This is a genomic window from Streptomyces sp. NPDC093149, from assembly GCF_044754145.1.
Classification (GTDB): Bacteria; Actinomycetota; Actinomycetes; order Streptomycetales; family Streptomycetaceae; genus Streptomyces.
Genome location: NZ_JBIVON010000044.1, coordinates 1 through 25,424, shown reverse-complemented (window position 1 = coordinate 25,424; position 25,424 = coordinate 1). Strand labels below are relative to the sequence as shown.

The 25,424-nt window shown below is 67.9% G+C and carries 23 protein-coding genes and 4 pseudogenes; 16 read left to right on the top strand and 11 right to left on the bottom strand.

All coding sequences use genetic code 11. The annotated features are described in order from the left end of the window. Nucleotides 1-978 precede the first annotated feature (978 nt). From ACIQCZ_RS41410 to ACIQCZ_RS41400, 3 genes are all read left to right on the top strand, one after another. Nucleotides 979-1,554: a GNAT family N-acetyltransferase gene (locus ACIQCZ_RS41410; protein ID WP_402291241.1), complete on the top strand. Its 576-nt coding sequence runs from the start codon at nt 979-981 to the stop codon at nt 1,552-1,554. 115 nt (nt 1,555-1,669) lie between these two features. Then, nucleotides 1,670-2,863 carry an IS1380 family transposase gene (locus ACIQCZ_RS41405; RefSeq protein ID WP_402291239.1) on the top strand — a complete coding sequence of 398 codons (1,194 nt, stop codon included), beginning with the start codon at nt 1,670-1,672 and terminating at the stop codon, nt 2,861-2,863. An 84-nt stretch (nt 2,864-2,947) separates the two neighbouring features. Then, nucleotides 2,948-3,352, top strand: coding sequence for a DUF6896 domain-containing protein (locus tag ACIQCZ_RS41400; RefSeq protein WP_402291237.1), 405 nt, complete (start codon nt 2,948-2,950; stop codon nt 3,350-3,352). 5 nt (nt 3,353-3,357) lie between these two features. On the opposite strand, the pseudogene ACIQCZ_RS41395 reads toward ACIQCZ_RS41400, so the two are convergent. After that, a pseudogene (locus ACIQCZ_RS41395) lies at nt 3,358-3,807 on the bottom strand (IS5 family transposase); the annotation flags it as partial. Nucleotides 3,808-3,955: 148 nt separating this feature from the next. Here ACIQCZ_RS41395 and vph point away from each other — a divergent pair. The 6 genes and pseudogenes from vph (at nt 3,956) to ACIQCZ_RS41365 (ending at nt 7,723) form a co-directional block, all read left to right on the top strand. Next, nucleotides 3,956-4,822 carry a viomycin phosphotransferase gene (vph, locus tag ACIQCZ_RS41390; protein WP_402291236.1) on the top strand — a complete coding sequence of 289 codons (867 nt, stop codon included), beginning with the start codon at nt 3,956-3,958 and terminating at the stop codon, nt 4,820-4,822. Between the two features lie 304 nt (nt 4,823-5,126). After that, nucleotides 5,127-5,594 carry a DDE-type integrase/transposase/recombinase gene (locus tag ACIQCZ_RS41385; RefSeq protein WP_402291235.1) on the top strand — a complete coding sequence of 156 codons (468 nt, stop codon included), beginning with the start codon at nt 5,127-5,129 and terminating at the stop codon, nt 5,592-5,594. Further along, on the top strand, nt 5,483-6,178 hold the full coding sequence (locus ACIQCZ_RS41380; RefSeq protein WP_402291233.1) for a Mu transposase C-terminal domain-containing protein: 696 nt from the start codon (nt 5,483-5,485) through the stop codon (nt 6,176-6,178). Before ACIQCZ_RS41385 ends, ACIQCZ_RS41380 begins: the two co-directional genes overlap by 112 nt. Nucleotides 6,179-6,208: 30 nt before the next feature. After that, nucleotides 6,209-6,475: pseudogene (locus ACIQCZ_RS41375) on the top strand (AAA family ATPase); the annotation flags it as partial. Between the two features lie 115 nt (nt 6,476-6,590). After that, a complete protein-coding gene (locus ACIQCZ_RS41370; protein ID WP_402291248.1) occupies nt 6,591-7,136 on the top strand; it encodes an ExeA family protein in 546 nt (181 codons plus the stop codon). Then, on the top strand, nt 7,094-7,723 hold the full coding sequence (locus tag ACIQCZ_RS41365) for an SMI1/KNR4 family protein (protein WP_402291246.1): 630 nt from the start codon (nt 7,094-7,096) through the stop codon (nt 7,721-7,723). The genes ACIQCZ_RS41370 and ACIQCZ_RS41365 overlap by 43 nt, the downstream gene beginning before the upstream one ends. Nucleotides 7,724-7,855: 132 nt before the next feature. On the opposite strand, the pseudogene ACIQCZ_RS41360 reads toward ACIQCZ_RS41365, so the two are convergent. The 5 genes and pseudogenes from ACIQCZ_RS41360 to ACIQCZ_RS41340 all read right to left on the bottom strand — a co-directional run. Further along, nucleotides 7,856-7,955, bottom strand: a pseudogene (locus ACIQCZ_RS41360) (GlcNAc-PI de-N-acetylase); the annotation flags it as partial. A gap of 705 nt (nt 7,956-8,660) precedes the next feature. Then, a complete protein-coding gene (locus tag ACIQCZ_RS41355) occupies nt 8,661-10,124 on the bottom strand; it encodes a UvrD-helicase domain-containing protein (protein WP_402291245.1) in 1,464 nt (487 codons plus the stop codon). A gap of 239 nt (nt 10,125-10,363) precedes the next feature. After that, nucleotides 10,364-11,233, bottom strand: a complete 870-nt coding sequence (locus ACIQCZ_RS41350; RefSeq protein ID WP_402291231.1) for a DUF6083 domain-containing protein — start codon at nt 11,231-11,233, stop codon at nt 10,364-10,366. 156 nt (nt 11,234-11,389) lie between these two features. Next, a complete protein-coding gene (locus ACIQCZ_RS41345; protein ID WP_402291229.1) occupies nt 11,390-11,653 on the bottom strand; it encodes a helix-turn-helix transcriptional regulator in 264 nt (87 codons plus the stop codon). A 1,342-nt stretch (nt 11,654-12,995) separates the two neighbouring features. Continuing rightward, a complete protein-coding gene (locus ACIQCZ_RS41340) occupies nt 12,996-13,967 on the bottom strand; it encodes a helix-turn-helix domain-containing protein (protein WP_402291227.1) in 972 nt (323 codons plus the stop codon). 336 nt (nt 13,968-14,303) lie between these two features. Here ACIQCZ_RS41340 and ACIQCZ_RS41335 point away from each other — a divergent pair, with 336 nt between their 5' ends. The 5 genes from ACIQCZ_RS41335 (at nt 14,304) to ACIQCZ_RS41315 (ending at nt 18,045) form a co-directional block, all read left to right on the top strand. Next, nucleotides 14,304-14,489: a hypothetical protein gene (locus ACIQCZ_RS41335; protein WP_354777321.1), complete on the top strand. Its 186-nt coding sequence runs from the start codon at nt 14,304-14,306 to the stop codon at nt 14,487-14,489. A 105-nt stretch (nt 14,490-14,594) separates the two neighbouring features. After that, nucleotides 14,595-15,155, top strand: a complete 561-nt coding sequence (locus ACIQCZ_RS41330) for a MauE/DoxX family redox-associated membrane protein (protein WP_402291225.1) — start codon at nt 14,595-14,597, stop codon at nt 15,153-15,155. Then, nucleotides 15,152-15,613 (top strand): S26 family signal peptidase, encoded by a 462-nt coding sequence (locus tag ACIQCZ_RS41325; protein WP_402291223.1) that lies wholly within the window; start codon nt 15,152-15,154, stop codon nt 15,611-15,613. Before ACIQCZ_RS41330 ends, ACIQCZ_RS41325 begins: the two co-directional genes overlap by 4 nt. A gap of 39 nt (nt 15,614-15,652) precedes the next feature. Further along, nucleotides 15,653-16,210, top strand: coding sequence for a TlpA family protein disulfide reductase (locus tag ACIQCZ_RS41320; protein WP_402291221.1), 558 nt, complete (start codon nt 15,653-15,655; stop codon nt 16,208-16,210). Next, nucleotides 16,207-18,045, top strand: a complete 1,839-nt coding sequence (locus ACIQCZ_RS41315) for an ABC transporter ATP-binding protein (protein WP_402291219.1) — start codon at nt 16,207-16,209, stop codon at nt 18,043-18,045. Before ACIQCZ_RS41320 ends, ACIQCZ_RS41315 begins: the two co-directional genes overlap by 4 nt. Before the next feature lie 261 nt (nt 18,046-18,306). On the opposite strand, the gene ACIQCZ_RS41310 is transcribed toward ACIQCZ_RS41315, so the two are convergent. The 3 genes from ACIQCZ_RS41310 to ACIQCZ_RS41300 form a co-directional block, all read right to left on the bottom strand. Then, nucleotides 18,307-19,935: an ISAzo13 family transposase gene (locus ACIQCZ_RS41310; protein ID WP_402291217.1), complete on the bottom strand. Its 1,629-nt coding sequence runs from the start codon at nt 19,933-19,935 to the stop codon at nt 18,307-18,309. 154 nt (nt 19,936-20,089) lie between these two features. After that, a complete protein-coding gene (locus ACIQCZ_RS41305; RefSeq protein WP_402291215.1) occupies nt 20,090-20,608 on the bottom strand; it encodes a GNAT family N-acetyltransferase in 519 nt (172 codons plus the stop codon). 387 nt (nt 20,609-20,995) lie between these two features. Further along, nucleotides 20,996-21,361 carry a DUF4440 domain-containing protein gene (locus tag ACIQCZ_RS41300; RefSeq protein WP_402291213.1) on the bottom strand — a complete coding sequence of 122 codons (366 nt, stop codon included), beginning with the start codon at nt 21,359-21,361 and terminating at the stop codon, nt 20,996-20,998. 264 nt (nt 21,362-21,625) lie between these two features. Between ACIQCZ_RS41300 and ACIQCZ_RS41295 the strand changes: the two genes are divergently transcribed. Beyond that, nucleotides 21,626-23,032, top strand: coding sequence for an IS1380 family transposase (locus ACIQCZ_RS41295; protein WP_402291211.1), 1,407 nt, complete (start codon nt 21,626-21,628; stop codon nt 23,030-23,032). Nucleotides 23,033-23,821: 789 nt separating this feature from the next. Here ACIQCZ_RS41295 and ACIQCZ_RS41290 read toward each other — a convergent pair. Further along, nucleotides 23,822-24,340, bottom strand: coding sequence for a pyridoxamine 5'-phosphate oxidase family protein (locus ACIQCZ_RS41290; protein ID WP_402291243.1), 519 nt, complete (start codon nt 24,338-24,340; stop codon nt 23,822-23,824). 397 nt (nt 24,341-24,737) lie between these two features. Here ACIQCZ_RS41290 and ACIQCZ_RS41285 point away from each other — a divergent pair. Then, nucleotides 24,738-25,022, top strand: a pseudogene (locus ACIQCZ_RS41285) (transposase); the annotation flags it as partial. Between the two features lie 3 nt (nt 25,023-25,025). Here ACIQCZ_RS41285 and ACIQCZ_RS41280 read toward each other — a convergent pair. Beyond that, nucleotides 25,026-25,424: IS30 family transposase (locus ACIQCZ_RS41280; RefSeq protein ID WP_402291210.1), on the bottom strand; the 399-nt coding region annotated here is incomplete at its 5' end.

Genomic DNA, 25,424 nt, shown 5'->3' with positions numbered 1-25,424 from the left:
AGACACATCCCTGTGACCTGCGGGTTCAGCGTCCGATATCACAAGGACAGGTCCCAGCAACGAAATCGGCGTGTTGTTTTTCTGCGAGCCCTTAGCCGAAACGCCCACCGACCAGCACAAAAACAAGCCTGCATCAATGGCGAGAAAACCCGAACACCCCGGAGACACCTTCCCCGAACCCCACACGCCCGGCCACGAGCAACCGAAACCACCGCTCCACCGTGATCCGACCAGCTCAGCCACGCGAAGCGAAACGGGGAGGGCTTCCTCCTGCACCTGTCCCGCTTCTTCCGCTCCCCCCTAGTCACCTCGTTCCTCAAGGCCGAGGAGCAGCGGCACGGGGCGACGCCCGACAGCCGGACTGCTTGACGACGCCCCACTCCTCCCGACGGAGCCTGCGGCCCGGCCCTGCGCGCCGTGGCGGTCCACACCCTCAACCACCCCGGTCTCGAATCGATGCCGAGAGACTCCAGGCATGGGATCTTGGGGAAACTTGGGCCAGCGCTGCTGTCCCTCGCAGGTGTGGCGCTCGGAGCGGGCGGGTCACTGTTCGGTCAGTACCTGGTGTCACGCGTCGAACGCCCCCGCCCGAGTCCCCGCAGACCGCACCCCGGCCGAGGTCATAAGACGCTGGCCGAGAGAACTCGCCTACTGCTGATTCACAACGATCAGTGAAAACCGCCACGTCTACCCCATTCTCTACATCGACGCGCTTAGCCTCGATCCACCGACGCGATGCCTGGGAGATAAATGTCGGGACGTAAGAGATGCCTCGTGACCTGTGATGATGGGTTTGTCGAAGCCTTTTTCACACACGATCGGCGAGGCATCTCGTGGGTGAAGACATCCCATGCTGTTTCGGCGGTTTCTGTCTGGTTCGACGGAGCGAATCTGACGGCGGACGCTGGTCTGTTGCCGGTGGTCCGGCTGGCGGGTTGGGCTGACCACCGTGGTGCACCAGACCGATATCGTGAGGAAATGACCTCACCTGACCGTAGCTCAGCCGAACGTGAGGCGGCAGAGGCAATCACCTATCGCGTGGCGGAGAGCGAGAGAGACAGGTCCGCCGTCATCACGGGCGAGTTCAGCTCGGATACCGTCTTCGAAGTGGTCGACTCCGAAGGCGGGTTCACCTTTCGGCCCGTCCGGCTGGACCCGCCGATTCACAAGGTCTTCCCCGACGACGAGCCCGAGGACGCCGGTGAGAAATCGGAGGGCAAGCGGCGGTTTGTCGCGCTGGATGGCGAACTCGTATGCGGCTATGTCGATACGGAGTATGAGCCCTGGAACCGGCGGCTGATCATTGCCGATATCGAGGTGGCTGGGCCGTACCAGGGCCGGGGAATCGGGCGGACACTCATGAGTTACGCCATCGGCTGGGCCCGGGAATGCAGTGCCGGGCACGTGTGGCTGGAAGTAACGAACATCAACGCTCCGGCCATCCGCGCCTATCAGCGGATGGGGTTCACCGTCTGCGGTCTGGACACTTCCCTCTACCGCGGTACCGAGTCCGAGGGGGAGACGGCACTGTACATGAGCCTCTTCCTCGACTGATCCGCTGGCCGGTAGCCGGTCCAGCGCTTGGACATGGAGACACGGATGTCCTCTGAGCTGGGACGATGGGACTTCCTACGGTTCCACGTCCGCAGAGCAAGAGAACACCCGCGAGATGCGATCTTCCCATGCCGCTTCAGCGGTGTCCGCCGCGTTCGATGACTCGAATCTGATCGCGCATGCCGGGCTGATCCCGGTGATGCGGCTGGCCGAGCGGTGCGGCCTGTCGCGACTGGTGGCTGCGAAGATGAAGCTGACCGGAGCGAGGAACGGTGCGGGGGCCGCAGCGGATGCCAAGGTCACCAGCATCGTGGCCGGGATGGTCGCGGGTGCGGACAGCATCGACGACCTGGACGTCCTGCGGCACGGGGCGACGCCGGCCCTGTTCGGCGGTATCCGCGCCCCGTCCACGCTGGGCACGTTCCTGCGTGCGTTCACCCACGGTCATGCGCTTCAACTCCACGCTGTGCACCGCGCGTTCCTGGCCGCGCTGGCCGCGCACACTCCGCTGCTGCCCGGCGCCCGGGAGAAGGCGTTCATCGATGTCGACTCCACCCACAAGCGCGTCTACGGCCGGGCTAAGCAGGGCGCCGAGTACGGCAGGTTCAAGGGCATCCGCACCCTGCACCCTCTCCTCGCCACGGTCTGCACCCCACACTCCCGCCCAGTGATCGCCACCGTGCGGATGCGCCGGGGCAAAGCCGCGGACTCCCGCGGTGCCCCGAAATTCGTGAGCGAGACCCTGGCCACCGCCGTCGAGGCAGGCTGCACCGGCATGCGCATCCTGCGGGCCGACTCACAGTTCTACAACGCCGGGGTGATCGCCGCCTGCCACCGGGCCGGAGCCCACTTCTCGATCACCACCGGCATGAACCCCTCCATCAAACGGGCCGTCCTGGCTGTCCCCGAAACCGGTGAACTCATCTTCGACGCGGAGGTCGCCGAGATCCCCGCCCACACCGCCTTCACCGGCAGAAAGAAGGCAGAGCGGGTTACCGCCCGACTAATCGTGCGCCGGGTTCGCGACCTCGCCAAACCCGCCACCGTCGGCGAGCAGGGCGAACTGTTCCCCGTCTGGCGCTACCACCCGTTCTTCACCGACAACCCTGCGCCGATGATCCAGGCCGAGCGGGAACACCGCCACCACGCCGTCGTCGAGCAGGTCATTGCCGACAGTAAAGCCTCTGCCCTGGCCCACCTTCCCTCGGGGCACTTCCAGGCCAACGCCGCCTGGCTGACCCTGTGGGCCATGGCTTACAACCTGCTGCGGGCCGCAGGCACCCTGGCCTCGGCCTTTCACGCTAACTGATCGTTTCAGAATGCCGTCCTGCGGAGACGCTGACGGTCCCATGGAACAATCTCTTCAGCCACCGGCTCTGGGGGATGACGCCATATGGAACGCGTTGCGTCTGCACGAGACCTCGTGCTCGGTTACGTCCACGCTCTGAACGCGATTGACGAGGCCATGAGGGCGGCGATCCCCTCGCTTGAGCGACTCGCAGATGTCCTTGGCCTGGTCCGTTCGCGCCGGATCATCAGCCGGAGTGGTCACATTGGCGCCTACTCCTACACGGTTCATGGGGCAGGATGCCGCTTCGTCAGTGACAACGGCACTGAGATCGATGTGGACTTCGCGACCGACGGGAGCGAAGTCTTCGACCTCTGGCGGCTGCGCTGGTACGGGCTGAGCCTGCCAGAGCCTCTTGACGTCACGGATCAGGACCTGCGGCCCGCAGTACAGTCACTGCAACCGCTTCTGACCGAGGTGCAGCCGGGGTGGTTCAGCGTAGCCAGCTGAACGCTTCAGGATGAGGTTCCCAGGCGGCGCAGGCATATGAGGCTGCAGGCCAGTTCGAGCAGGCCCTGATGGAGATCGGCGCGTCGCTCGTAGCGAGTGCGGAGCCGTTTGAACTGGTGCAACCAGGCAAAGGCGCGCTCAACCACCCAGCGCACCTTGCCCAGTCCTGAGCCGTGGGCGACGCCGCGCCGGACGATCACCGGCTTGATGCCGCGCTTCCACAACAGGCGACGGTACTTGTCGAAGTCGTAGCCTCGGTCGGCATACAGACGCCGCGGCTTGCGACGGGGGCGTCCTCGCAGCCCCCGAACCGGCGGGATGGTGTCGAGCAAGGGCAGGAGCTGGGTGACGTCGTGTCGGTGGCCGCCGGTGAGGGTGACGGCGAGTGGGGTGCCGTGGCGGTCGACAATCAGGTGGTGTTTCGAGCCGGGGCGGGCGCGGTCGACAGGTGAGGGCCGACGTGAGCCCCCCACAACGCCGAGAACGTGCCCGCATCCGCGGCGAGAAGGGCATTCGCTGGGGCAGACGCCCACTCACCGGCCGCGGCCTGACAGCGCTTCGTGCACATCGCCTCCGACCCAGCGAAGGATCCAGAGGACACTCGTGAGCATCCGTACGACGCATCGCGCTCTGCTGAGCCGTCTGCTGCCCGACGACAAACCGGATGACCTGGCAGTACGTCAGGGGCAATTTCACATCGTGGTCATTGGCTCAGACCGCGTCGTGTGCCTGCCCCGCACCTGGGCAGCGGCCGCCCGGCTGCCCCAGCGGGTGGCCGCACTACACGCACTCGCTGGCCTCGACCTCGGCTTCCGCACACCTGAGCCGCTACTTCAGGGCGGCGCCCACGGCACCGACGAGGCGCCGTTCCTGGTACTCAGCCGCATTCCCGGGGAACCGCTGGAGACCGACGCCCTCAACGATGCCCAAGTGGTCGACACCGTGGCGGCGCAGTACGCCACGCTGCTGTCCGCTCTGGCCCGTGCCGGCACCGACGAGACGGTACGAGCAGTTCTCCCTCAGGGAGCAGAAAGCCAGTGGCGGCGATTCGCGGAGAACGTGCGCGCTGAGCTGTTCCGGCTCATGTCCGACAGCGGACGCCTGCGGGCCGAGCGGGAACTCACAGCACTCGACAGCCTTCCCCACCTCACCCGAGCAGTGGTGGTGCATGGCGACCTCGGTGCCGAAAACGTCCTATGGGAGTGGACGCACGGCCTGCCGCACCTCTCCGGCGTACTCGACTGGGACGACGTCACGCTCGGCGACCTGGCCGAGGACCTCGCAGCCATCGGCGCCAGCTACGGCCCTGAGCTCCTGGAGCGGGTGCTCACCCTGGGCAGCTGGTCAAACCACGGGCTCCTCACCCGCATCGCCGCGATCCGCGGCACATTTGCCCTGCAGCAAGCCCTCTACGCAATCCGCGACGGCGACGAAGAAGAACTCGCGGACGGCTTGGCCGACTACCGCTGAGGCACACCGGCACATCCGCTGCATCGAGCACTTCACAGCAACAGCAACCCGGCGAACCTATGCGGTCACAGCACGAGACTTCTGCCGCGTCCCGCGCGGATCAGCAGCGGGCCGCGGGACACTGCTGGCGCCGTCCTGGCCCTCGGAAACGATCAACACCAGTCGACTCTGACGCCACGCCGACACCGCCTGTCACTGTCACGCGTGTGTGTTCACGCTGAGTGAGAGGGCTGGTGCTCAGATGCCAGGTCAGGAAGAATAGACACGGCTGGAGCGGGCTCAGGCGATCGGCCTGTTCCGCTACATGCTGATCAGAGAGGCGGCCGACCCGCCCGACGCTGTCCCGACGCCAGCGTGGTGCGCTGGTGCGGGAGTTGGCGGCCATGACGCACGTCGATCCGGACGGGCGCCCGGTGCGGATCACCCGGTGGTCGAGGCCGACGCTCCCAACGAGTTGTGGACCGGGGACGCCTTGCACGGGCCGCTGGTCGCCGGACGCAAGACATATCTGTTCGCGTTTATCGACGACCACTCTCGGGCCGTGATGGGGCATCGCTGGGGGTTCGCCGAGGACACCGTCCGCCTGGCCGCGGCCCTGCGGCCGGCACTGGCCGCGAGGGGGTCCCGCGCTACATCTACGTCGACAACGGCTCCGCGTTCGTGGATTCCTGGCTGCTGCGGGCCTGCGCGAAACCCGGCGTCAAGCTGGTGCACTCCACCCCGGGGCGCCCACAGGGCCGGGGCAAGATCGAGCGATTCTTCCGCACCGTGAACAGCGAGTTCGTCGTCGAGATCGCCTCCGGTGACGGCCAGGCGGGACGTCAGCTCGACAGCTTGCTGGAGATGAACAGGCTGTTCACGGCCTGGACCGAGAACGTCTACCACCGCCGGGTTCACTCCGAGACGGGAGCCGCCCCGCTGGCCCGCTGGATGAACGGCCATCCGCTCCAGGTCCCCAACCCCGCCGACCTCGCGGAAGCCTTCCGCTGGTCAAAACGCCGAACCGTGTCCAAAACCGCGCTCGTGTCCCTGCACGGAAACCGCTACCGGGTCGCCCCCTTGCTGGTCGGCCAGCGAGTCGAGCTGGTCTTCGACCCCTTCGACCTGTCCTTCCTGCGGGTCAGGGCGAACGGCCAGGACGCCGGCACCGCGCTGCCCTTCCAAGTCAGCCGCCACTCCCATCCCAAAGCCCGGCCCGAAACCCCCGCCGAAGAACCCCGGCCGACCACCGGCATCGACTACCTCGGCCTGATCGACACCGCCCACAAGAACGAGCTCGCCGACAAGGTCAATTACGCGGCCCTGGGCGAGCCGATGCCGCCCACCGTCGACCTCACCGACCTGACAGGCGAATGACCCAGATCGCCAACACCACGGAGACACAACATGATTGACAAACTCCAGGCTCACTACGGATTCAGCCGCATGACCTTCGGCCGCGACCTCGCACCCGGAATGCTGCACCGCCACGCGTCCCACAACGAAGCCGTCGCCCGCGTCGCCTGGTGCATCTCCGAACGCTCCATCGGCGTGGTCACCGGCGAGGTCGGCGCGGGCAAGACCGTCTCCGTCCGCACCGTCCTGCACGGCATCGACCCGTCGAAACACACCGTGATCTACCTGCCCAACCTCATGATCGGAGTCCGCGGCATCCACGAAGCGATCGTCACCACCTTCGGCCAGCAACCCTCCCACCTCGGCTCCCGCCTCACCGCCCAGACCGGTCTGGCGCTGGCCGCCGAACGCGAAGAACGCGGACGCCCCCGTCCTGGTCCTGGACGAAGCCCACCTGCTCAACTACGAACAACTCGAAGCCATCCGGATGCTGACCAACACGGCCATGGACCAGGACTCGCCACTGTCCTGCCTGCTGGTCGGCCAGCCGACGCTGCGGCGGACCATGAAACTCGCTGTCCTGGCCGCCCTCGAACAGCGGACCGCCCTGCGCTACACGATGCTCGGCATGACCTCCACCGAGACCGCCAGCTACATCAAGCACCATCTCGGCCTCGTCGGCCGCAGCGACCAACTGTTCACCGACGACGCGGTCACCCTCATCCACACCACCTCGCGCGGCTTTCCCCGCGCGGTCAACAACCTCTGCCTGCAATCCCTCGTCGCCACGTTCGCCGCGGACAAGTCCCTCGTCGACGAGAAAGCCGCCCAGTCCGCCGTCACCGAAGTCCTCGACCGACGTTCCGCACCCTCGAAACTCGATGTCGGTGGCGCCGGATACCCTGCATCAGACGATGCACACCACTGGAGGGGGACATGCCGTCTCAAGGAACAGTTCTCGCCGCACTCACGGCGGTAATGCCGCCACATGACGGGGCCGGTGAGCAGGTGGACTGGGATGCGATCCGGCAGGCTTGGGGAGTCGGCTTCCCCTCCGACTACATCACCTTCATGAGCACGTACGGAGCCGGCGGCATCGACGGCGCGCTGAGCGTCGTGACCCCCGAAGCGAGCATGCAGCCGGCCGACAGCCATGACCTCGGGGGCATGGCGGCCGAGACAGCCAACATGCGGCACATGTGGGAGTCCGAAGGAGGACCGGACGAGGTCGATGCCGGACCTGATTCTGTCCTCGCTTGGGGCGTCAGCTGCGGAGCCGACATCCTCGGCTGGCTCACCGTTGACCACGACCCCAACAAGTGGCCCGTTGTCGTGTGGGAACGGCACGGCTGGCCCCACTGGAAAATCTACAACTGCGGAATGGCGGAGTTCCTTCGGCGCCTGTTCACCAAGGGCTTCGACGAGTGCCCACTCAGCGACGCCTCCCTCTGGGGAGAGCCCTCTCCGCACTTCGTCCACTGGCGCGAGGAACGACGACGGTGGGACTCCGGCATCGACCCCTACACAGGCGAACCCGACCCATACTTCGGCATGAAGTTCGACTGATTGCGCCTCGGCACCTTGCTGACAACCGCGACACCTCGCCGACAAACGCCCCGCTAGGACCACCCCAGTGGGGCGATCCCGTTCTCACTCATCGGCACCGTCAGTGCTGCGGGCGTCGGCATTCTCAGCGTCGCCCAACACCGCGTACCGCGCGAGGACCCCTCCGGTTCCGGTGGCCTCGTTGTCGGGGTGGGCGTTGCACTGCCATGAGCGTCAAGGGTCGGTCAGTCATGAAACAGTCCTCCTGCAGAAATACGTCTTGGTCCGAGCGCGCGGCGGGCGTACCGCGATCCCGGGGACCCAGATCCTGGTGGGGCGGACGACCTTGTGGTCTCCGTGTCCCCGCCCGTGCAGCGCCGGTCCCCCGGTCGATGCAACGTGGCTGGCCGGGCTGGCTGTTCCCGGCGCGGCCGCTCGGCTTTCCAAGCGTCGGCGTTCAACGCGAACGAGGTACAGGCGCGACCTGCGTCGTGCGCCCAGCGCCAGCTCGCGGCCCAGCGGCTGTAGTACTCGGCGAGGGCGTACGCCATGGCATCCGCCCAGGGCTTGCCCTCGCTCCAGCTCCAGTCACTCATCGCCAGGGCCCCGTTGGGAATGTCGGGGCGGCTGGGCATCTGATGGGCGGGCCCGAGGGACCGCACCACGTGCGGCGCCGACGTGCTGTCGAAGGGATGACGGGCTGGGTCCACATCGTCCCAGGTCAGCAAGCGGGGCGCCAGCTCGACAATCACCGCCCAAGCCTGCGCTTCCGCCTGGCTGTGGTGCAAACGGATTACGCACGGCCGGAACTCTGCGCACAACAGGGGGTCCGGTGGCGGTTCGGAGAGCATCCGCAGGCTGTACGCGACGTTGTCATGGAGCTGGTCAACGATGTCGCCGCGGGTGATCACGTCGCCAGCACGCTTCCCACGCGCTACGGCTCAAACGGCTCCTCGTGTCATGTGGGGCGTCCGTGGCGGTGGTGGTTGATCCATGCCAGGCCGCCGATGTCGAGGCGGTGGCGGGCTCGTGTGACGGCTACGTAGGCGAGTCGGGCTTCGCCGTCGTCGATGGGTCTGGGGAGGGGTTGGCCCTTGTCGTCGTGCTCGTCGCTGTCCGGTGGCGGGGTGAAGTCGTCGGCGATTCGTACGCGCGGCCATTCGCGCCCTTTGGCTTTGTGGGCGGTGGAGACGGTCACGTCGGCTGTGTGTTCGTCGTCGAGCTGGTCGATGGCTCGGAGGATGGTGGTGGTTCCGTGGGTGTCGACGAGGTCGACGAGTGGCTGGAGGTCGCCGCCGGCCGGGTCGTGTTCGGCGTAGTCCTGCAGTTCGCCCCAGGTGGGGAAGAGGACGAGTTCGGGGTGGGATGTGCGGCGGCCCTCTTTGAGGTCGTTGGCAGCGCGGGCCAAGGCCCGCAGCGTCTCGCCTCCCCCGACCAGCGCGACGCGGTGGCCTGCTTCCAGTAGTTGCATGACTGCGTGCATGGCGCCCACGTTGGTCCGGCACAGGACAGCGTCGGGGGCCTCGACGGGGCCGAGTTCGGTGGGAACCGTGTCGGTTCCTTCGAGGCGCAGGGGTGCGTCGGCGATGGTGAGCCATCGGTTGGCTTCGGCTGCGAGGTGGGGTCCGAAGCGGAAGGACTTGGACAGGGTGAGCTGTGTGCCGGAGAAGGTGGTCATGACGTCGCGGGCTCCGCGCCATTGGTAGATGGCTTGTGCGGAGTCTCCGACCATGACCAGTTGGGCGTGGTTGCGTTGGTTGAGGAAGATTTCTTCGACGACGGGGTTGGTGTCCTGTGCTTCGTCGAGGAGGAGGAAGTCTGTGTTGATTTTGGGTTGGGTGACGGCCCAGATCTTGAGGTAGTGGTCGTGGTCGAAGCGTACGGCTCCGTCGTCTGTGTGCTGGAGGTCGTTCCAGGCTCGGCGGGCGAAGGGCACGATGTGTTTGGTGAGTTGGGTGTGCAGGTCGGGGTTTTCGAGGCCGCGTAGGCGGGGGACGTGGTGGCGGGTGATGGTGGGTGCGGCGGAGTGGCAGTAGCTGGTCACGGTGCGCAGGGTGGCGTAGGAGAGGGCTTTGGGTGACAGGTCGCGTTGGCCGATGCGGATGGTTTTGGTGATGCCGAGTGCCTGGCCTGTCTGCCAGGCAGGGCGTCTGGGGGCGTTCAGGCGCCGCGCGTAGTGGTGGCCGATGGCTGCGTAGGCCAGGGCGTGGGCGGTTTTGCAGGTGACGGTGGGAGGGAAGCGGGCAGCGGCGTCCTGGGCGATGGTTCTGTTGTAGGCGAGGTAGCGGCCGCGGCGGCGGGTGTGGTGGGCGAGAAGAGCGAGGGTGCTGGTCTTGCCGGTGCCGGCGCCTGCTTGGAGGGCGAGGTGATCGCCGGCGTGGAAAGCGTCGGCGGCGGCTGTCTGTTCGTCGGTGGGGTTCAGGTTGAGCACCCTGGTACTCCGTCGGTGTGCAGGGGACGCGGGTGGGCTTGCGTGTGGCTGCCGTCAGCTATTGCTGAGGGTGGCGAGGGCCAGATGCCGTTCCAGAGCGATGTCGAGCCTGCGTTTTCACCTGCGGCATGTGGTGGCACCCGGGTCGCAGTATGGCGGGGCGGATACACGGCACGGACCCTGGAGCACTGCCTCGGCGGGGCTCGGCTGCGCGTGGCCGTGTGCGGTTCTCATGCCCGGGCCTGGGTACAGTGGCGGGCTGCGGTGGGCAGGCGGTTGTGGATGTGCTGGTGGTGCAGCAGCGGGTCGAAGGCTTCCCAGTCGCAGCGTACGAGGTCGGCTGCGCCGGGGGCAGCGGCGTGGTCGGGGCAGCGTTGGTGGTGCCAGCGCAGCTGTTCCGCGTAGGTGAGGTGGGTAAGGTCGTAGACGGCCATCAGGCCGTCCGGGATTGCGAGTTGTCTGCGTCCGGTGGTGGCGGGGACGAGTGTCCATGTGCCGGCCGGTGCGTCGGGGCTGAGGACGGGGCGGGTGCAGCGGTGGCGGAGCCGGGTCTGGGCTACGCACTGGATGGTGTCGACGGGGTGGGCGGCGAGGTAGCGGGTGTGGAGGAGCATGACGATGGGCCGGGCCGGGCGGCAGGGCTCTGGGGCGGTTGTGGGTGAGGTTGTGTCCGGTGTCGGTGGGGTGAGGGTGCCGGTGTCGAGGAGTCGGCGGGTGTGGAGGGCGAGGTGGCGGCGCAGGGCGGCGATCTGCGGGGTGAGGGGGGTGGGGGTGGGGTGTGCGGGGCAGAGGGCGAGGTGGGGGATGCGGCACCAGGGGGTGCCGTCGTGGGCGGGATGGGCGATGCCGGAGCTGACGTGCCAGCGGCTGGCGGCCGGAACGGTGGTGGCGTCGAGTTCTTGTGGGTGGAGGCTGACGGGGCGGGTGTCGGGGCGGGTGTACCAGTCGATGCGGTTGCCGCAGTCGTGGCAGCGGCTGGGCTGGGCGCTGCGAACGAGGCGGGTGGGGCTGTCGTAGGCGACGCGCAGGGCCCGCTGGCGGTGGTGGGGGCGGTTGGGGGTTCCGTCCCATCGGCGGCCGGATGAGGCAGTGGAGGACATGGCCGTGAAGGTGACAGGTGCCGCGCCGTGGCCGTGGTGAGCGTGCCGGATTGTCCTGCGGATGGCTCAACCGGGCGGGACAGGTGTGCGATTTCTCGTACGGGAGTTCCCGTCGGTGACTGGATCGGGTGATCCTCAGCAACGGTGCCGGTGGTGCTATTCGGCGGACCCGGCGGGTGGTTCGTGGCCTTCGCAGAGGGTGCCGAAGAGGTGGTCGACGGGCACGTTTAGGGCGTGGGCGAGGGCGTGCCAGGTCTTGAGGGATCCGATGGTGCGGCCCTGCTCGATTTCGATGAGGGTGCGTCTGGCCAGGCCGGTGCGGCGGGCGAGTTCGTCGTAGGTCCAGCCGCGGTCGCTCCTCAGCCGCGCGAGCTCCAGGCGGAGGGCGGTGAGGTTCGGGTCGGGCGGGAAGGTTGTCACTCCCCCATCCGAAGGTGCAGCCCCCTGCCCTGTCAGTGCAGACCTCTGCCCTATTTCCGCAGGTCGCCGCACCGCACGCGAGGGCAGAGGTCTGCACTACGGTGTGCGGCCAGCACCCCGCTCCCCCATCCCGCACGAACGGGAAACGGGCCGGTACCCGACGAAGGCAGGAGGAAGGCGCGCCTCATGAGGCTGTGCACGACGCATCCAGTGGTGCAGCGCACCTGGACCGTGGAACTGCGCCCGGAGCGCGGCGGACCGACGCTCCACTGCCCACAGTGTCCGCCCGGCACCCCGCCCGTGCGGGCTGCGGCATCCCAGGCACTGACCCACCTGGCCCGACATGCACGCCGCGACGCGCTGCCCCACCATCTGCGCACCTGTCAGTGCCAGGCGCGCGGCTGCTGCTGGCATCCGCGCCACCGCGGCTGCTCCGGCCCGGTTCTGCTCGTTCTCACCCGGGAACACGGCGGCCAGCTCTGGCGGCTCGCCGATGTCTGCGCCGCCTGCGCGGCAGCCACCACACACGCCGCAGTCGTCCCCGACACCGCGCTTCCCGCCTCACCAGCAGCTCGCACAGCGCCTGCGAGGAACCGGGCACAGATCAGGCGGGAGCGTCGGGGTCCGTCCGAGCAGGTCCGCGTACGCGAGATGCTCAGCTATCTCGCCTCCGCGCTCCCCCGGCAAACCAGCCCATCGGCCCGTCTGCTCGCCTTGCAGTGCGCCTTGCGCTCCAATATGGCCGGGTATGTACGTATCCCCACCGGGCTACTCCGCGGCATGCGGCTCGGATCCCATACCGCCCCGCACGAGGAACTGGAGGACACCCACTGGCTGCGCTCCCCCGGCACCGGCCGAGCAGGATTCACCGCGCAGCTGCTGGATGCCGCAGTACGCACGCAGGCCCCGGCACGGCGTGACCGGGCCCGCGCTGCCGACTGGGCCCTGCGCACCTGCCCAGCAGCACGGTTTCGCCCACTCGGCCCGCTCCCGCGCCTACTTGCACTGGCTCTCGCAGCCCATTCTCCCGGCCGACAGCTCCCAGGCACCCGTATATGCCGAGGGAGACCAGCTCGCCTGGATGTGCGGCCTCACCCCACCAGAGCTCGTCCACGTACTCGACACGCTTGTCGGCTCACGGTTCCTCCAGCGCTGGACCCTCGACCAGCGCTCTGGTGACCTACTGTGGACTGTTGCTCAAAACGCCACTCCGCAACAGGCAGAGACCAGCCCGCTCTCGACCACCTCATCAAAACAACACGACCCCGACAGGAATGGCCACTGACGTCCTGGAGCGTATGCCCAGTCCCCAGTCCGGCGGACAGCTCGCGCTGTCGCTGCCTCAAGCAGCCGAGCTGATTAGGAATTCCTGGTCCGCCGTCCCGTCGCAGGGCTCCACCGTGACATCGGCTCCGGTCTCGGTGGAGTCGTTGCGCAGGCCCACGCAGCGCCGGGTGTCCTCCAGCCGCAGGAGGTAGCGGGTGGCGGTTCGGCCGATGGGCTCGATGCGGAAGTGCTGGTAGGGCCGGGTAGCGTCGCAGCTCTTCCACGGCCACGGTTCCAGTAGATCCTTGCCCGGGCCCTCGCGACGCAGGGTGAGACAGCCCCGGCCGTGCTGCGGGTGCTGCCACTCGATGAAGTACGTTGCCCGCGACGCGGCGGGGTCGACGGGCCTGAGGTACGTGTGGGGCGGCCTGGCTTCTTCGCAGGGCAGTTGTGCCGCAACCGCGTTCAGGTATTCGCCCTGGGTGTCCCGGCCTTCGGTGAGGCACAGATGGGGCGAGCGGGAGGGGCGGATCTCCGCGAAACCCCGGAGGGGTTTCGCCTCCGCCGCCCCCGGGCTGGCGGAGGCTGCAGCCGAGGGCGGGGAATGGGGGGCCACCGCCGAGAGTGCCCATATCAAGACGGCGGCCAGACTCGCCGTAACAGCCCCGGCCAGGACCCACCACCTCGTCCGCCGCCGCGCCGTCCCGTCGGCGGCTGCGGGACCAGGGCCGGGACCGGGTTCCGGCGGCCGTGTACCCGCCTCCTCCTGCGCCCGCTGCCTGGCCTCCAGCCAGGCGGGCACGTCCGCCTCGGCCGCACCGCAGGCCCGGACGTACGCAGCCAGCGTCTCGGGGCTCGGCAGACGGGTTCCGCGGAGCATGTCGCTGACCGTGCTGCGGGCCAGCAGCTCTTCCCGCGCCTGGGCCCGCCTCTCCAACTCGCGCAGAGGCAGGCCGGATCGTCCCTTCAGCTCGCGCAACAGGCCGACGAGATCGGCCACGTCGCGTACGCCTCGCAGATCGAACTCCTCACTCCTGTCCGAGCCCACGCCCAACATGCTCGTCGGTCCGGCCCGCTCCAGCAAACACGCATTTGGACAACCAGTGGAGGGAACCGGCCATCCCCGACCGCACTGGACACTGCCTGCGCGCAGCCCGGCCCCCTCACCGATCGCTTCCGGCAGTCCGGATAGCGCCGGACGGGAATCCCGGACAGAGCGCTGACCATGCCGGACAGCAGCGGTGTGTCCGGGACAGGCCGAGGTAGTTGTGCCGACCGGGTATGGCCCAGCAAGCTCCTGACCGTCGGAGGGAACCAGTCGCAGCGGGCACTCCCCGGGGCGCGTTCCTCTCCATATCACCCACCCCAGAAGGAGGCATGGATCATGCGTGTCGTCATCCAGGCGGTCTCGGACCGTCTGCTGGAGAAGGTCGCACCCAAGGCGGAGGCCTCGGCCGTGGCGTGCTGGCAGTACGAGTGCATCCCCTACAGCGGGTGCGCCCAGAAGAAGGCGTACTGGGCGTACGACCCGTGCAACGACCGCGACTACAAGAAGTGGTGCGGATGCTGAAGTCCTGATCCCGGCCAAGTACGGGTCCGGTTGCACCGGTGGGAGCAGCCGGGCCCGTGCCTGCCCCCTGTCCCAGGCGCTTACTCGAACGAAGGACTCAGCCCGGTGAACCATCTGATCGACACCGGCCGGATCTTCCTCGGCCTGGTCTTCCTCTGCTCAGTCGTGGGCAAGATCCGCAGCCCCGCGGCCTTCGCTGGCTTCCGGATCGCGGTGGCGCGGCTGGTCCCTTCCTTGCGCGGCCGGACCAGGCCCGTCGCCGTGCTCGTGGTCGGCGCCGAGACGGCGGTGGCCGGCGCCCTCGCGGTGCCCTCGACCGTGACCGCTGGGTTCGCCCTGGCCGCTCTCCTGCTGGCTACGTTCACTGCAGCGCTGGTCGGGGCGCTGCGCAGGGACGAGATGGTGGCCTGCCACTGCTTCGGAGACGGCGGACAGCCTGTCGCTCCTCGGCACGTGGTGCGCAACGTGAGTCTCCTGTGCGCCGCCTCGGCCGGTCTGGCGGCCCAGCTCATGATGGAGGGCACCACCGCCACCGCACAGCCTGCCGCCTTCCTGTGCACGACTGCCGCGGGGGCGTTCCTCGCGCTTGTGACGGTCGCCATGGACTCGCTGGCCTACCTCTGGGGCCCGATGGGCTCCAAGAGCACGGGCCGGATTTCGGGATGAACCTCTCGCAGATGGCCTCCGTGCTGGTCCCGCCGGTGGGCGGCGTCATCGTCCTGGCCTTGGCGCTGGCGCGGCAGCGATATGTCGTCGTCACCGTCGTCGGCGCCAGCATGCTGCCCACCCTCACCGCCGGGGACCGGGTGCTGGTCCGCCGTTCGGCGCTGGCCCGGGTCCGCACGGGCGATCTCGTGGTGTCCCGTGCCCCGGCCGGCGGGCGCTGGGACGCCATGACGCTGCCGACCTGGCTGATCAAGCGTGCTGTGGCCGTGCCCGGTGACCCGGTGCCGGCCCAGGTCGTCCCCGCCGTACCGGACGGGGCCGGAGCACGGGTGCCGCCTGGCCGGGTCGTCCTGCTCGGCGACAACCCCAGCGAAAGCCTGGACTCGCGATTCTGCGGCTACTTCCGCGAGAACCAGATCGTCGGCGTCGTCGTCCGGCGTCTGGCGCCCGCCCATTGAGCTCTGCCCGAAATGGTTACGTTGAAAGGACACTTCGCCATGCCGTACCTGACCGTCGCCGTACTCCTGCTCGCACTACTGGGCGTCTTCAACCTGGCCCTGACGTTCGGAGTCGTCCGCAGGCTCCGCGAGCGCCCCGACCCGTCGGTGGGCGAGGAATGGGACCGGTCCTCGCAACTCGCCGTCGGTGACCCGGTGGGGGCCTTCTCCGCCATGGACGTCGACGGGTTTCCTTTCACCCAAGACAACCTGCCTGAGGGGCTCATGGTCGTCTTCGTGTCACCGGACTGCCCCGCCTGTGAGGAGACCCTGCCCCACGTACTGGAGCGGGCCCGCGCATACGGCCGGGAGCGGGTGCTGGCCGTCATCATCCGGGAGGGCGACAAGCCGGGCGATCCCGAACCCTACGTGGAACGGCTGACCCCGGTGGCCCGCGTGGCGGTCACCGACATGGGCGGCGACCTCACTACGGCGTTCGCCCTGCGGGGCCTGCCCGCATACGCCGAGGTGGGGGCGGACGGCCGGGTCGCGGGCACCGGGCGCATCTTGCCCCGCCAGCCGGCCCGGAACCGGCCCAGCGCGGACGTCGCCGTATGAACCGGGCGCAGGACGGGGTCACCGCCAAAACAGCGGCCGACACCGTGCGCAGCACCGCCGCTCTGGCTTGGCGGGCGGCGCCCTGGGAGCTGGCGGCGCTCATCGCCCTCACGGGATCACTGGCGGCGGTCCCAGTGGTGACAGCCTGGCTCACCCGGCTCGTTCTCGACAGCCTCACCGGCGCCGGGGAGCCGGAACTATTCGCCCTGGCCGCAGGGCTGGCGGCCACGGGTCTGGTGGCGGCGCTGCTGCCGCCCCTGAGCCAGTTCCTGGGCGCGCGGTTCAACCGCGCGACGAGCTTGCGCGCGGTGAACCGCTTGTACAGCGCGGTGAACTCGTTCCACGGGCTGGCGCGGTTCGAGGACCCCGTCTTCCAGGACCGGCTTCGCATGGCGCGCGGCGCGGCCGGACAGTCGGTCGGGCGCCTGGTGGACAGCGGACTGCGGATTGCCGGCAGCACTCTGACCACGGTCGGCTTCCTGACCGCGCTGTACGCACTGGACGCAACGATGACCGCCCTGGTTACGGCCAGCGCCGCGCCGGCCCTGGTCGCTGAGCTGAAGCTCTCCCGTCGCCGGGCACGCACCGAGTGGCACGTCAGCGCGGCCCAACGGAGGGAGTTCTTCTTCCAGATGCTGCTCTCTGGCCTGGACGCAGCGAAGGAGATCCGCCTGTTCGGAGCCGGCGGGTTCCTCAAGGAACGCATGCTGGCAGAGCGCCGCACCGCCAATGCCGAGATCCAGCGCACCGACCGCCGTGAACTCCTGACGCAGGGGCTGAACGCCCTGCTCAGCGCACTCGTGGCAGGCGCGGGTCTGATCTGGGCGGCTCTCGCGGCCCGGCGCGGCCAGCTGACGGTGGGCGAAGTATCCATGTTCGTGGCCGCCGTCGTCGGCGTGCAGGGTGCGCTGTCCGGCCTCATCCGGTCACTCGCCGACGGCCACCAGCAGTTGCTGATGATGGGCCACTACCTCGCGGTCGTACGGGCAGGCCCAGACCTCTCAGTCCCGCCCGGCCCACCACACGTGCGGGTGCCCCTGCCTGCCCTGAGCAAGGGAGTGGAGTTCCGCAATGTCTGGTTCCGCTACGCCGAGGACCACCCCTGGATCCTGCGGGGCGTGAACCTCTTCATTCCGTTCGGCGAGACGGTCGCCCTCGTCGGCCAGAACGGCGCCGGCAAGAGTACCCTCATCAAGCTCCTCTGCCGCTTCTACGACCCGACACGCGGCGCAGTGCTCTGGGACGGCATCGATATCCGTCACATTTCGGTGCCACAACTGCGCAGGCGTCTCGGCGCCGTGTTCCAAGACTATGTGCCCTACGACCTCACCGCCGCCGAGAACATCGCGATCGGAGACGTTGACGCCCTCACGAAGCCGCACAGAGTCCACGAAGCGGCGCGAAGGGCAGGGGTTCACGAGCTGTTGTCCCGACTCCCGCACGGCTACGACACCATGCTGAGCCGGACGTACGCCCGGGAGGCGAAACACGACGACGAGACGGGCACGGCGCTCTCCGGAGGCCAGTGGCAACGCCTCGCCCTGGCCAGGGCATTGCTGCGCACCGAACCGGACCTGCTCATCCTCGACGAGCCGAGTTCCGGCCTGGATGCCGAGGCCGAACACGACATCCACCTGCGCCTGCGCCATCACCGGTCGCATTGCACCAGCCTGTTGGTCTCCCACCGCCTCAGCGCGGTCCGTGACGCCGACCGGATCGTCGTCCTGACCGACGGCCGGATCACTGAGGAGGGCACTCACGATGCACTGCTACTCACCGGAGGCACGTACGCCCAACTGTTCGCCTTGCAGGCGAGCGGGTACCAGCAGGTGTAGCGCTCGGCTACTTCATCGGCTCCCTCGTGAAGAGGACCGCGGCTGTTCCAAGATCTCGATGGTCTGATGCTGTTCCCGGTTCTCCCGCCGCAGTCGGCGCAGTTCTTTCTTCTCGTCGCTGGTCAGCTCCCCTGCCCTCCCTCGAAGGAGTCCGTTCCCTCTCCGCCCTGAAAGGCGGGGGTCCACGGAGGAATCCGATGACGGGAGTGTGTACAAAGCCCGCCGACGTTTCTCGCGTCCGGTCTAAGGGCTTGCAGATCATTAACACGTTGTCTTGGTGTTCCCTTCTGGATCGCTGCTCTGGGCGAGGACCCGGGCCTGGAGGGGTGCGAGGGCGGCGGGCGGGGTGGTCGTCGGTTGGATGACGACGCCGTGGGCTTTGAGGAGTTTCCTGACCTTCAGGAGTGTGCGGTGCATGGCTGTGCGGCTGCTGCCGAAGAGCACGGCGAGGGGTTCCGCTGCCAGGGCGAGGTGCAGGTGGAGCACGGTGGCCAGGACCTGATCGGGGAAGTCGAGCCGGGGCGGGCGGCCGCGCCGGCCGTCCCTGTCCTGGGCCAGTGTCTGCGTGAGGTCGGTCAGTTGCTGCGGGGACAAGCCGGTCAGTGCGGGGTCGGACAGCAGGGACGCGTCCCACTCCGGCGCTGGTGTCTGCGGGACCCGGGCCGCCGGGATGGCCGGGGCCTGCCGGGGATGCAGGACATAGTTCCAGTCGCCGTGGAAGGCGTGCAGGGTCAGCGGCAGAGCCGCCATCTCCGCGTCCCCGATCTGCACTCCGGTCGGGTAGGCGTTGTTGTCGAGTTCGGCATGGACGCGCAGTCCGGTGCGGGTGGTCGTTGCGGAGATGCACTGGACGATGACTTCGTGGCTGGTCAGCGGGCGGCCCCGCCAGTTCATGGTGATGTGGGAGAAGAGACGGTGCTCGATCTTGTTCCACTTCGATGTGCCCGGCGGCAAGTGGCAGACGGTGATCGTCAGGCCCGTCTCGGCAGCGAGCCGGGCGAGCTCGAGTTTCCGGGCCCGGGTGCGGTAGCCGTTGGAGCCGCCCGCATCGGCGGTGATCAGCAGCCGTGTCGCCTGCGGGTAGGAGATGTCGCCCTGGCCGTGCCACCAGCGGCGGATCGATTCCACCGCGAACGCGGCGGTGTCGTGATCGGTGCCGACGCTGACCCAGCCGGTGTTCGCCGCAAGATCGTAGACCCCGTAAGGGATCGCTTTCCCCAGCCGGGGGTCGGCGAAGTCGTGCATGTTCACCAGCACCGGATCACCGGCCGGGCGCCACTGGCGGCCGTCGTTCCTGAACTCGCCGACGAGCTCCTTCTTCTTGGTGTCCACGCTGATGACCGGCTCGCCGGCGTCCCGGTGCATGCGGGCCTGCTCGTTGAGGTAGCGGAACTGTGCGTCCCGGTCCACATGCCGGCCGCCCTCGAGTGTCCTGGCGCCGGCCTGCAGGCTGAAGCCTTCCTCCCGCAGCAGATCGGCGACGGTGTCCGCGCTGACCCGGTGGCCGGCCCGGGTCAGTTCCCTCGCAAGGGAGCGGGTCGATTTCACCGTCCACCGCAGCGGCGACATCGGATCACCCCGCTCGTCCGGCTCGACCAGTGCCAAAAGAGCCGGCCGCAGTCCCGGATCGAGTTCCACGACTCGCTTGCGTCCCCCGCCCGGACGCCGCACCCGGCCCAGGGGTTCCTCGCCGGCCTCCAGCTCGAGCACGCCCTTGCGGACCGTCGTTTCACTCACCGCGGCCGCCCGTGCGACGGCCCGGACGCCGCCGTGCCCCAGGACACGGGCCTCGGCAGCCAGCAGCAACCGACGCTGCCTCTCGTCGAGATGCGGGAACAACACCGCAAACTTCACGGAGAGTTGGCTACGAGTCTCGTCCGGGATGCGCATACCACACCAACGAGCCACAGAACGGGAAGCAACACCTTGATTCCCTGCAAGCCCTAAGGGCTGTCCCGTAACGGCTTACCCCACGATTGATCTTGGGGTGGGTGATTGGAGCTCTTCGGATCTTCCAGTCGTGTGGGGGTAGGTGGTCTCGGAATCAGCGGTGCAGTACGAACTGGGCCATGCGTAGGCCCGGTACGGGTTCGAAGTCGACGGTGCGGCTGAAGCCGAGCCTTTCGTACAGCTTCACGGCGGGCTGGTTGTCCGCTCCGGTACTGACTCTCACCTCATCTCTGTCGGTCACTTTGGCGAGCAGGTGGTCCAGCAGGCAGGAGGCAAGGCCCCGGCGGAACCAGGCAGGGTCCACGCAGACCCGGTCGATGTGGGTGACGTGCTGGCCGGTGTCGGTCTGCCAGGCCACGAAGGCGGCCACCGTTCCTTCGGTGGTCACCGCGCCTAGCCAGCGCAGGGGCCGGGCCGTTATGTCCTGGAGAGATTCGGACAGGGCGGGGATGCCGTCGAAGCCGATGAGTCCGGCCTCGATGGCATAGGCACGCAGGCCCACGGCGTGCACGGTGGACGCGACCGTGGCATCGCCCAGATCCAGCTCGCGGATCAGCATGCCGGGCGGCATAGGCGCGCAGGAAGAGGAATGAGCCAGGTCATCGTCGGACATGCGCCGATGCTATCGGGCTGGGCTCCACCACTGATCTGGGTCGGGAGCGCGGGGGACTGGCTTTGTCCACGAGTTGCGGTTCTGGCACAACTTCTGTGATTACGGCCTGTCGATCGCTGCGTCGGCTCGTGAGGCGCGCGGAAACATCAGGTCAGCGAGTTGACCCGGCGCGAGCACGAGTAGAGGCGGAGTGGCATCACAGAAGTTGTGCCAGAACCCGAGTTTTGAAGGCAGTTGGGTCCTTGCAGGGACAGCATCGAGGTGTTCCTGGTGAAAGGGCCTAGTCATGCCGCGGATGTCGAAGGTCGAGCCCCGCCAAGGCCAGCTGACACACAACGGTTCCAGCCCGCTGGTCCTGCCGCCCTCACGGGCGGCAGGACAATCTACTCAGGCGGCCAAAGTGCCCTGATGGAAGTACATCCGCCAGCCCGTGTCCGTCAGGCGCCACAACGAGCTCCTCCGAGCCCGACGGCTCTCGTGGTCGGTGAAGAACGTCAGATGGACGAGCCCCGGAGCAAGGACGACCCCGGTCATCTCGCTGACCTTGAACGGAGACTCCGGAGTCACTGACCCGTCACCAGTCACGGAGAGCACCGAGTCCATGTTCCACCAGCGTCCAGAAGCCCCGATCTCGGTGAACTCCGGATCCAGAAGCTCCAGAACACGGGACGAGGAAGCACGCACCTCGGGATCGAGTAGGCGCATCTCCCCATCGATAGCTGCTTGCACGGCCCGCTCGTTCTCATCCGTCATGCCCGGACCCTACGGGCGCCGCTTCGCGGATCACAGTGAATTGTTGATCTGCTGCCCCGACAGCCAGGCCACGCCGTCATAACTCGGGTTCTGGCACAACTTCTGTGATTACGGCCTGTCGATCGCTGCGTCGGCTCGTGAGGCGCGCGGAAACAGCAGGTCAGCGAGTTGACCCGGCGCGAGCACGAGTAGAGGCGGAGTGGCATCACAGAAGTTGTGCCAGAACCATAACTCGTGAACATTCCGATTCGTTCACAGCAACCGATGCCTCCCAAACCGGTGTTGAAGTGCTGCCCGTTGTCGGGCTCTGGCTCGCTTTCCGTGATGCGTGCACGGCGAGTGATCTCCGCTGGGAGTCCAGTGGGACCGAAGAGGGGTGTCAGGTGGTCCACCGTGCTCCGGCCGCTTCGGCCGCGCGGCACCGGCCATGACCCAGGCCGGATCGCCACCGATCTCGCAGTGATGCTCGCCGACGGCGGCGAGGCGATCGCGGATCTGGCCGTTCTGCGGGACCAGCGCGAGGTGTTCGGCCCGGTGGCCTCCACGCCGACGGCTTGGCGGCTGCTGGCCGCCGTCGACGAACGCACACTGGACCGCCTGCGGTCGGCCCGCGCCGCAGCCCGGGAGGTGGCCTGGCTGCAGGCCGCCGAGACCCGCACCGCGATACCCGCAGTGAAGGCCGGCGGACGCGAACTGCCCAGCCTGGTCCTGGATCTCGACGCCACGCTGGTCACCTGCCACTCCGAGAAAGACCAGGCCGCACCCACCTACAAAGGCGGCTTCGGGTTCCACCCGTTGCTGTGCTTCCTGGCCAACACCGGCGAGGCGATGTCCGGGCTACTGCGGCCTGGCAACGCCGGAGTCAACACCGCCGCCGATCACATCACCGTGCTCGACCAGGCCCTCGCGCAGATCCCCGACGCCCACCGGCACGGCACCGACATCCTGGTACGCACCGACAGCGCGGGCAGCGCGAAGGCGTTCCTCACGCATCTCCGCGCCTTGCGTGACAACGGCCTTCACCTGCGTTTCTCGGTCGGATACGCGGTCACCGCACCGGTCCGCCGCGCAATCCGCGCCCTGCCCGAACAGGTCTGGCAGCCCGCCCTGGACGCCGATGGGACCCTGCGTGAGTCCGCCGAGGTCGCCGAGCTGACCGGCATGGTCGACCTGAACGACTACCCGGCCGGCACCCGCATCATCGTGCGCCGCGAACGCCCGCACCCCGGCGCCCAGCTCTCCTTGTTCGACAGTGACGAGGGCCTGCGGCACCAGGTCTTCCTCACCGACACCCCGTACTCCGGCGGCGGCTCGGCCCAGTTCCTGGAGGTCCGCCACCGTGGACACGCCACCGTCGAGGACCACATCCGGTGTGGCAAGACCACCGGCTTCGGACGCTTCCCATCCCGCCTGTTCTCCGTCAACGCCGCCTGGCTCGAGCTCAGCCTCGCGGCCATCGACCTTCTGGCCTGGACCCGCGTCCTGCTGCTGGACGACGAGCTGGCTGCCGCCGAACCCAAGAAGCTCCGCTACCGGATTCTGCACGTCGCTGCCCGTCTCACCCGCGGCGGCCGTCGCCTCCACCTGCGGATCGCAGCAACCTGGCCCTGGCGACACCAACTCGCCGCCGCCTTCCACCGTCTGACCGCCCTACCCCGCCCCGCCAACTGACCAGCCGCCCCGGCCACCTACGACACGAAAGGCCCTTGGAGAACCCGACCAACGCGCCGGTCCCCAACATGCCCACCGCCCGATACCGCCTCGATCGACCCCACAGCGTCACCTCGTCACCCCAAGCGAAACAGCGAGGCTAGGGGAGAGCGCATGGAGCTGACGATCGCGGTGCAGAACCTCGGGCTCGGCGGGCTCCGCACCGGGTCGGGGGATCCGGACCATCGCTGGTCGCAGCTGGCCGAGCGCATCAACAGCGCGGCCGAACGGGTCGGCGCCCGGCACGTCGACGCCGTCCTGTTCCAGGAAGCCTCCGACCGGGACAAGTACGGCCACCGGCAACTCGGTCTGGCCATGCGGGACCTGGACCTGGACGCGATGCCGATCCCGCCGTCCCGCTCCGGGATCCCGCCGACGCTCCTCTACCGGCGCGAGACACTCGGCCGCTGGACGCACTGGAACACCGACTTCGCCCAGGAGACCCTGCACGGCTTCGACATCGGCCTGCCCGCCCCGCTCACCATCACCTCCGCGCACCTGAACCCATTCGTCGCCGACAAAGTACGCGACGAGGCGAAACTCATCGCCACCCGGGCGCTGCGGTACGGGCCCTACGGCATCATGGCTGGCGACATCAACTACCCGCCCGCCAACCCGGCCAACCCCTCCCCCGACTACGCCGCGATGCTCCCGTACAACCGGTCGGCGGGCACCAGTTTCGGGCGGATCAACGCGAAGACCGGAATCCCCAAGACCTCGCTTCACCGCTACCTCGCGGAGGGAACCGAATCACCGGCCCGGGCCGGTCCAGAACTGGCGCGGTGCGAAACCCTCGCGCCGCAGCCAGTGCTCGGTATAGACGATCCGTTCGGCCTCGATCACGACAAGAGGCCCCGACGGCGGTTCATCGAGAGAACGCGAACACTCGACATGGTCGGACTGCCAGCGGACGGCTGACCAGTAGTGCTCGAAGTCGGGTTCGTCTTCGGACAGCGCGCGAGCCCGCCCAAAGACCTGAGCGCCTCGGCTGCTGGCCTGCCCGACCAGCGGGGCGAAGATCCCCACCGACACCCGGGGGTCCGCAGCAAGGTTCCGCATCTTCGGCGAATTCGGGGCGGCGGTGAACATCACCGCGAAGTCGAGATGGAAGTAACGCACCGGCGTCGCCAGTGGCCCCTCCGGACCTGCCGTCGCCAGCACACACATGTTCTGCGACGACAGCAGGTTGAGTATCCGCTCCTCCAACCGCTTCCGATCGAGCCGCTTCTTCGGTGCCGGGCCGGCCAGCCACGGGTTAGTCACAGGCATGATCGATTTTCCCATGGCCACGACTTGAATGCCCAGAGCCCGGTCAGCTACCGCCATCAGCAACGCCTCAAAACTCGGGCAGCCGCAGATCACCAACTGCTGCTGTCAGTCATCGACAAACGCTGTCATTCGATGGGTTCTGGCACAACTTCTGTGATTACGGCCTGTCGATCGCTGCGTCGGCTCGTGAGCCGCGTGGAAACAGCAGGTCAGCGAGTTGACCCGGCGCGAGCACGAGTAGAGGCGGAGTGGCATCACAGAAGTTGTGCCAGAACCATTCGATGTCGACGAAGCCACCGGGCGGCCCCGCGGGCACCTGACGCCCCAGAACGTCACCACCGACTCTCTGAACCGCCCCGGGTCAGGTGGAGGCTCGATTTCATGAAAGGATCGAGTCATGGCACGACCTTCCCGTTACCCGCTTGAGCTGCGCCGACGTGCGGTGCGCATGGTCGCCGAGGTCCGCGGCGACCACCCGACCGAGACCGCGGCCTTGCAGTCGGTGGTCGAGAAGCTGGACATCGGCTCCCGCGAGACGCTGCGGAACTGGGTCAAGCAGCACGAGATCGACGCCGGGCAGCGGCCGGGGACGACGACGGAGGAGTCCGCCCAGCTCAAGGCGTTGAAGAAGGAGAACGCCGAGCTGAAGCGGGCCAACGAGATCCTGAAGGCGGCGGCGGCGGAGTCAACCGGTTGATGCAACAGCTGCCGCGAGCCTATCAGCGGGAGTTTCGAACCCGAGGGTCTGCCGGGGGCGGGTGTTCAGCTTGAGCGCGACGGTATCCAGGTCGGCCTGGGTATATCCGGACAGGTCGGTGCCCTTGGGAAAGTACTGGCGGAGCAGGCCGTTAGTGTTCTCATTCGATCCCCGCTGCCAGGGGCTTTTCGGATCGGCGAAGTAGACCTTGACGTCGGTGGCCATCGTGAACCGCTTGTGGTCGGCCAGCTCAGTACCCCGGTCCCAGGTCAGTGAAGTCATCAACCCGTCGGGCAGGTAAAGGACTTGATGACTCAGTGCGGAGATCACACTGGCGGTGTCCTTGCCTGCGACCCGGACGAGCATGACGTAGCGGGAGTGCCGTTC

Coding starts and splice junctions, on each gene's coding strand:
- ACIQCZ_RS41310 (WP_402291217.1), bottom strand. CDS start 19,935: ATGCGCATCCCGGACGAGACTCGTAGCCAACTCTCCGTGAAGTTTGCG.
- ACIQCZ_RS41300 (WP_402291213.1), bottom strand. CDS start 21,361: ATGACGGATGAGAACGAGCGGGCCGTGCAAGCAGCTATCGATGGGGAG.
- ACIQCZ_RS41305 (WP_402291215.1), bottom strand. CDS start 20,608: ATGTCCGACGATGACCTGGCTCATTCCTCTTCCTGCGCGCCTATGCCG.
- ACIQCZ_RS41320 (WP_402291221.1), top strand. CDS start 15,653: ATGCCGTACCTGACCGTCGCCGTACTCCTGCTCGCACTACTGGGCGTC.
- ACIQCZ_RS41290 (WP_402291243.1), bottom strand. CDS start 24,340: ATGCCTGTGACTAACCCGTGGCTGGCCGGCCCGGCACCGAAGAAGCGG.
- ACIQCZ_RS41365 (WP_402291246.1), top strand. CDS start 7,094: ATGCCGTCTCAAGGAACAGTTCTCGCCGCACTCACGGCGGTAATGCCG.
- ACIQCZ_RS41400 (WP_402291237.1), top strand. CDS start 2,948: ATGGAACGCGTTGCGTCTGCACGAGACCTCGTGCTCGGTTACGTCCAC.
- ACIQCZ_RS41315 (WP_402291219.1), top strand. CDS start 16,207: ATGAACCGGGCGCAGGACGGGGTCACCGCCAAAACAGCGGCCGACACC.
- ACIQCZ_RS41385 (WP_402291235.1), top strand. CDS start 5,127: ATGCTGATCAGAGAGGCGGCCGACCCGCCCGACGCTGTCCCGACGCCA.
- ACIQCZ_RS41405 (WP_402291239.1), top strand. CDS start 1,670: ATGCGATCTTCCCATGCCGCTTCAGCGGTGTCCGCCGCGTTCGATGAC.
- ACIQCZ_RS41410 (WP_402291241.1), top strand. CDS start 979: ATGACCTCACCTGACCGTAGCTCAGCCGAACGTGAGGCGGCAGAGGCA.
- ACIQCZ_RS41335 (WP_354777321.1), top strand. CDS start 14,304: ATGCGTGTCGTCATCCAGGCGGTCTCGGACCGTCTGCTGGAGAAGGTC.
- ACIQCZ_RS41295 (WP_402291211.1), top strand. CDS start 21,626: ATGCCTCCCAAACCGGTGTTGAAGTGCTGCCCGTTGTCGGGCTCTGGC.
- ACIQCZ_RS41350 (WP_402291231.1), bottom strand. CDS start 11,233: ATGTCCTCCACTGCCTCATCCGGCCGCCGATGGGACGGAACCCCCAAC.
- ACIQCZ_RS41325 (WP_402291223.1), top strand. CDS start 15,152: ATGAACCTCTCGCAGATGGCCTCCGTGCTGGTCCCGCCGGTGGGCGGC.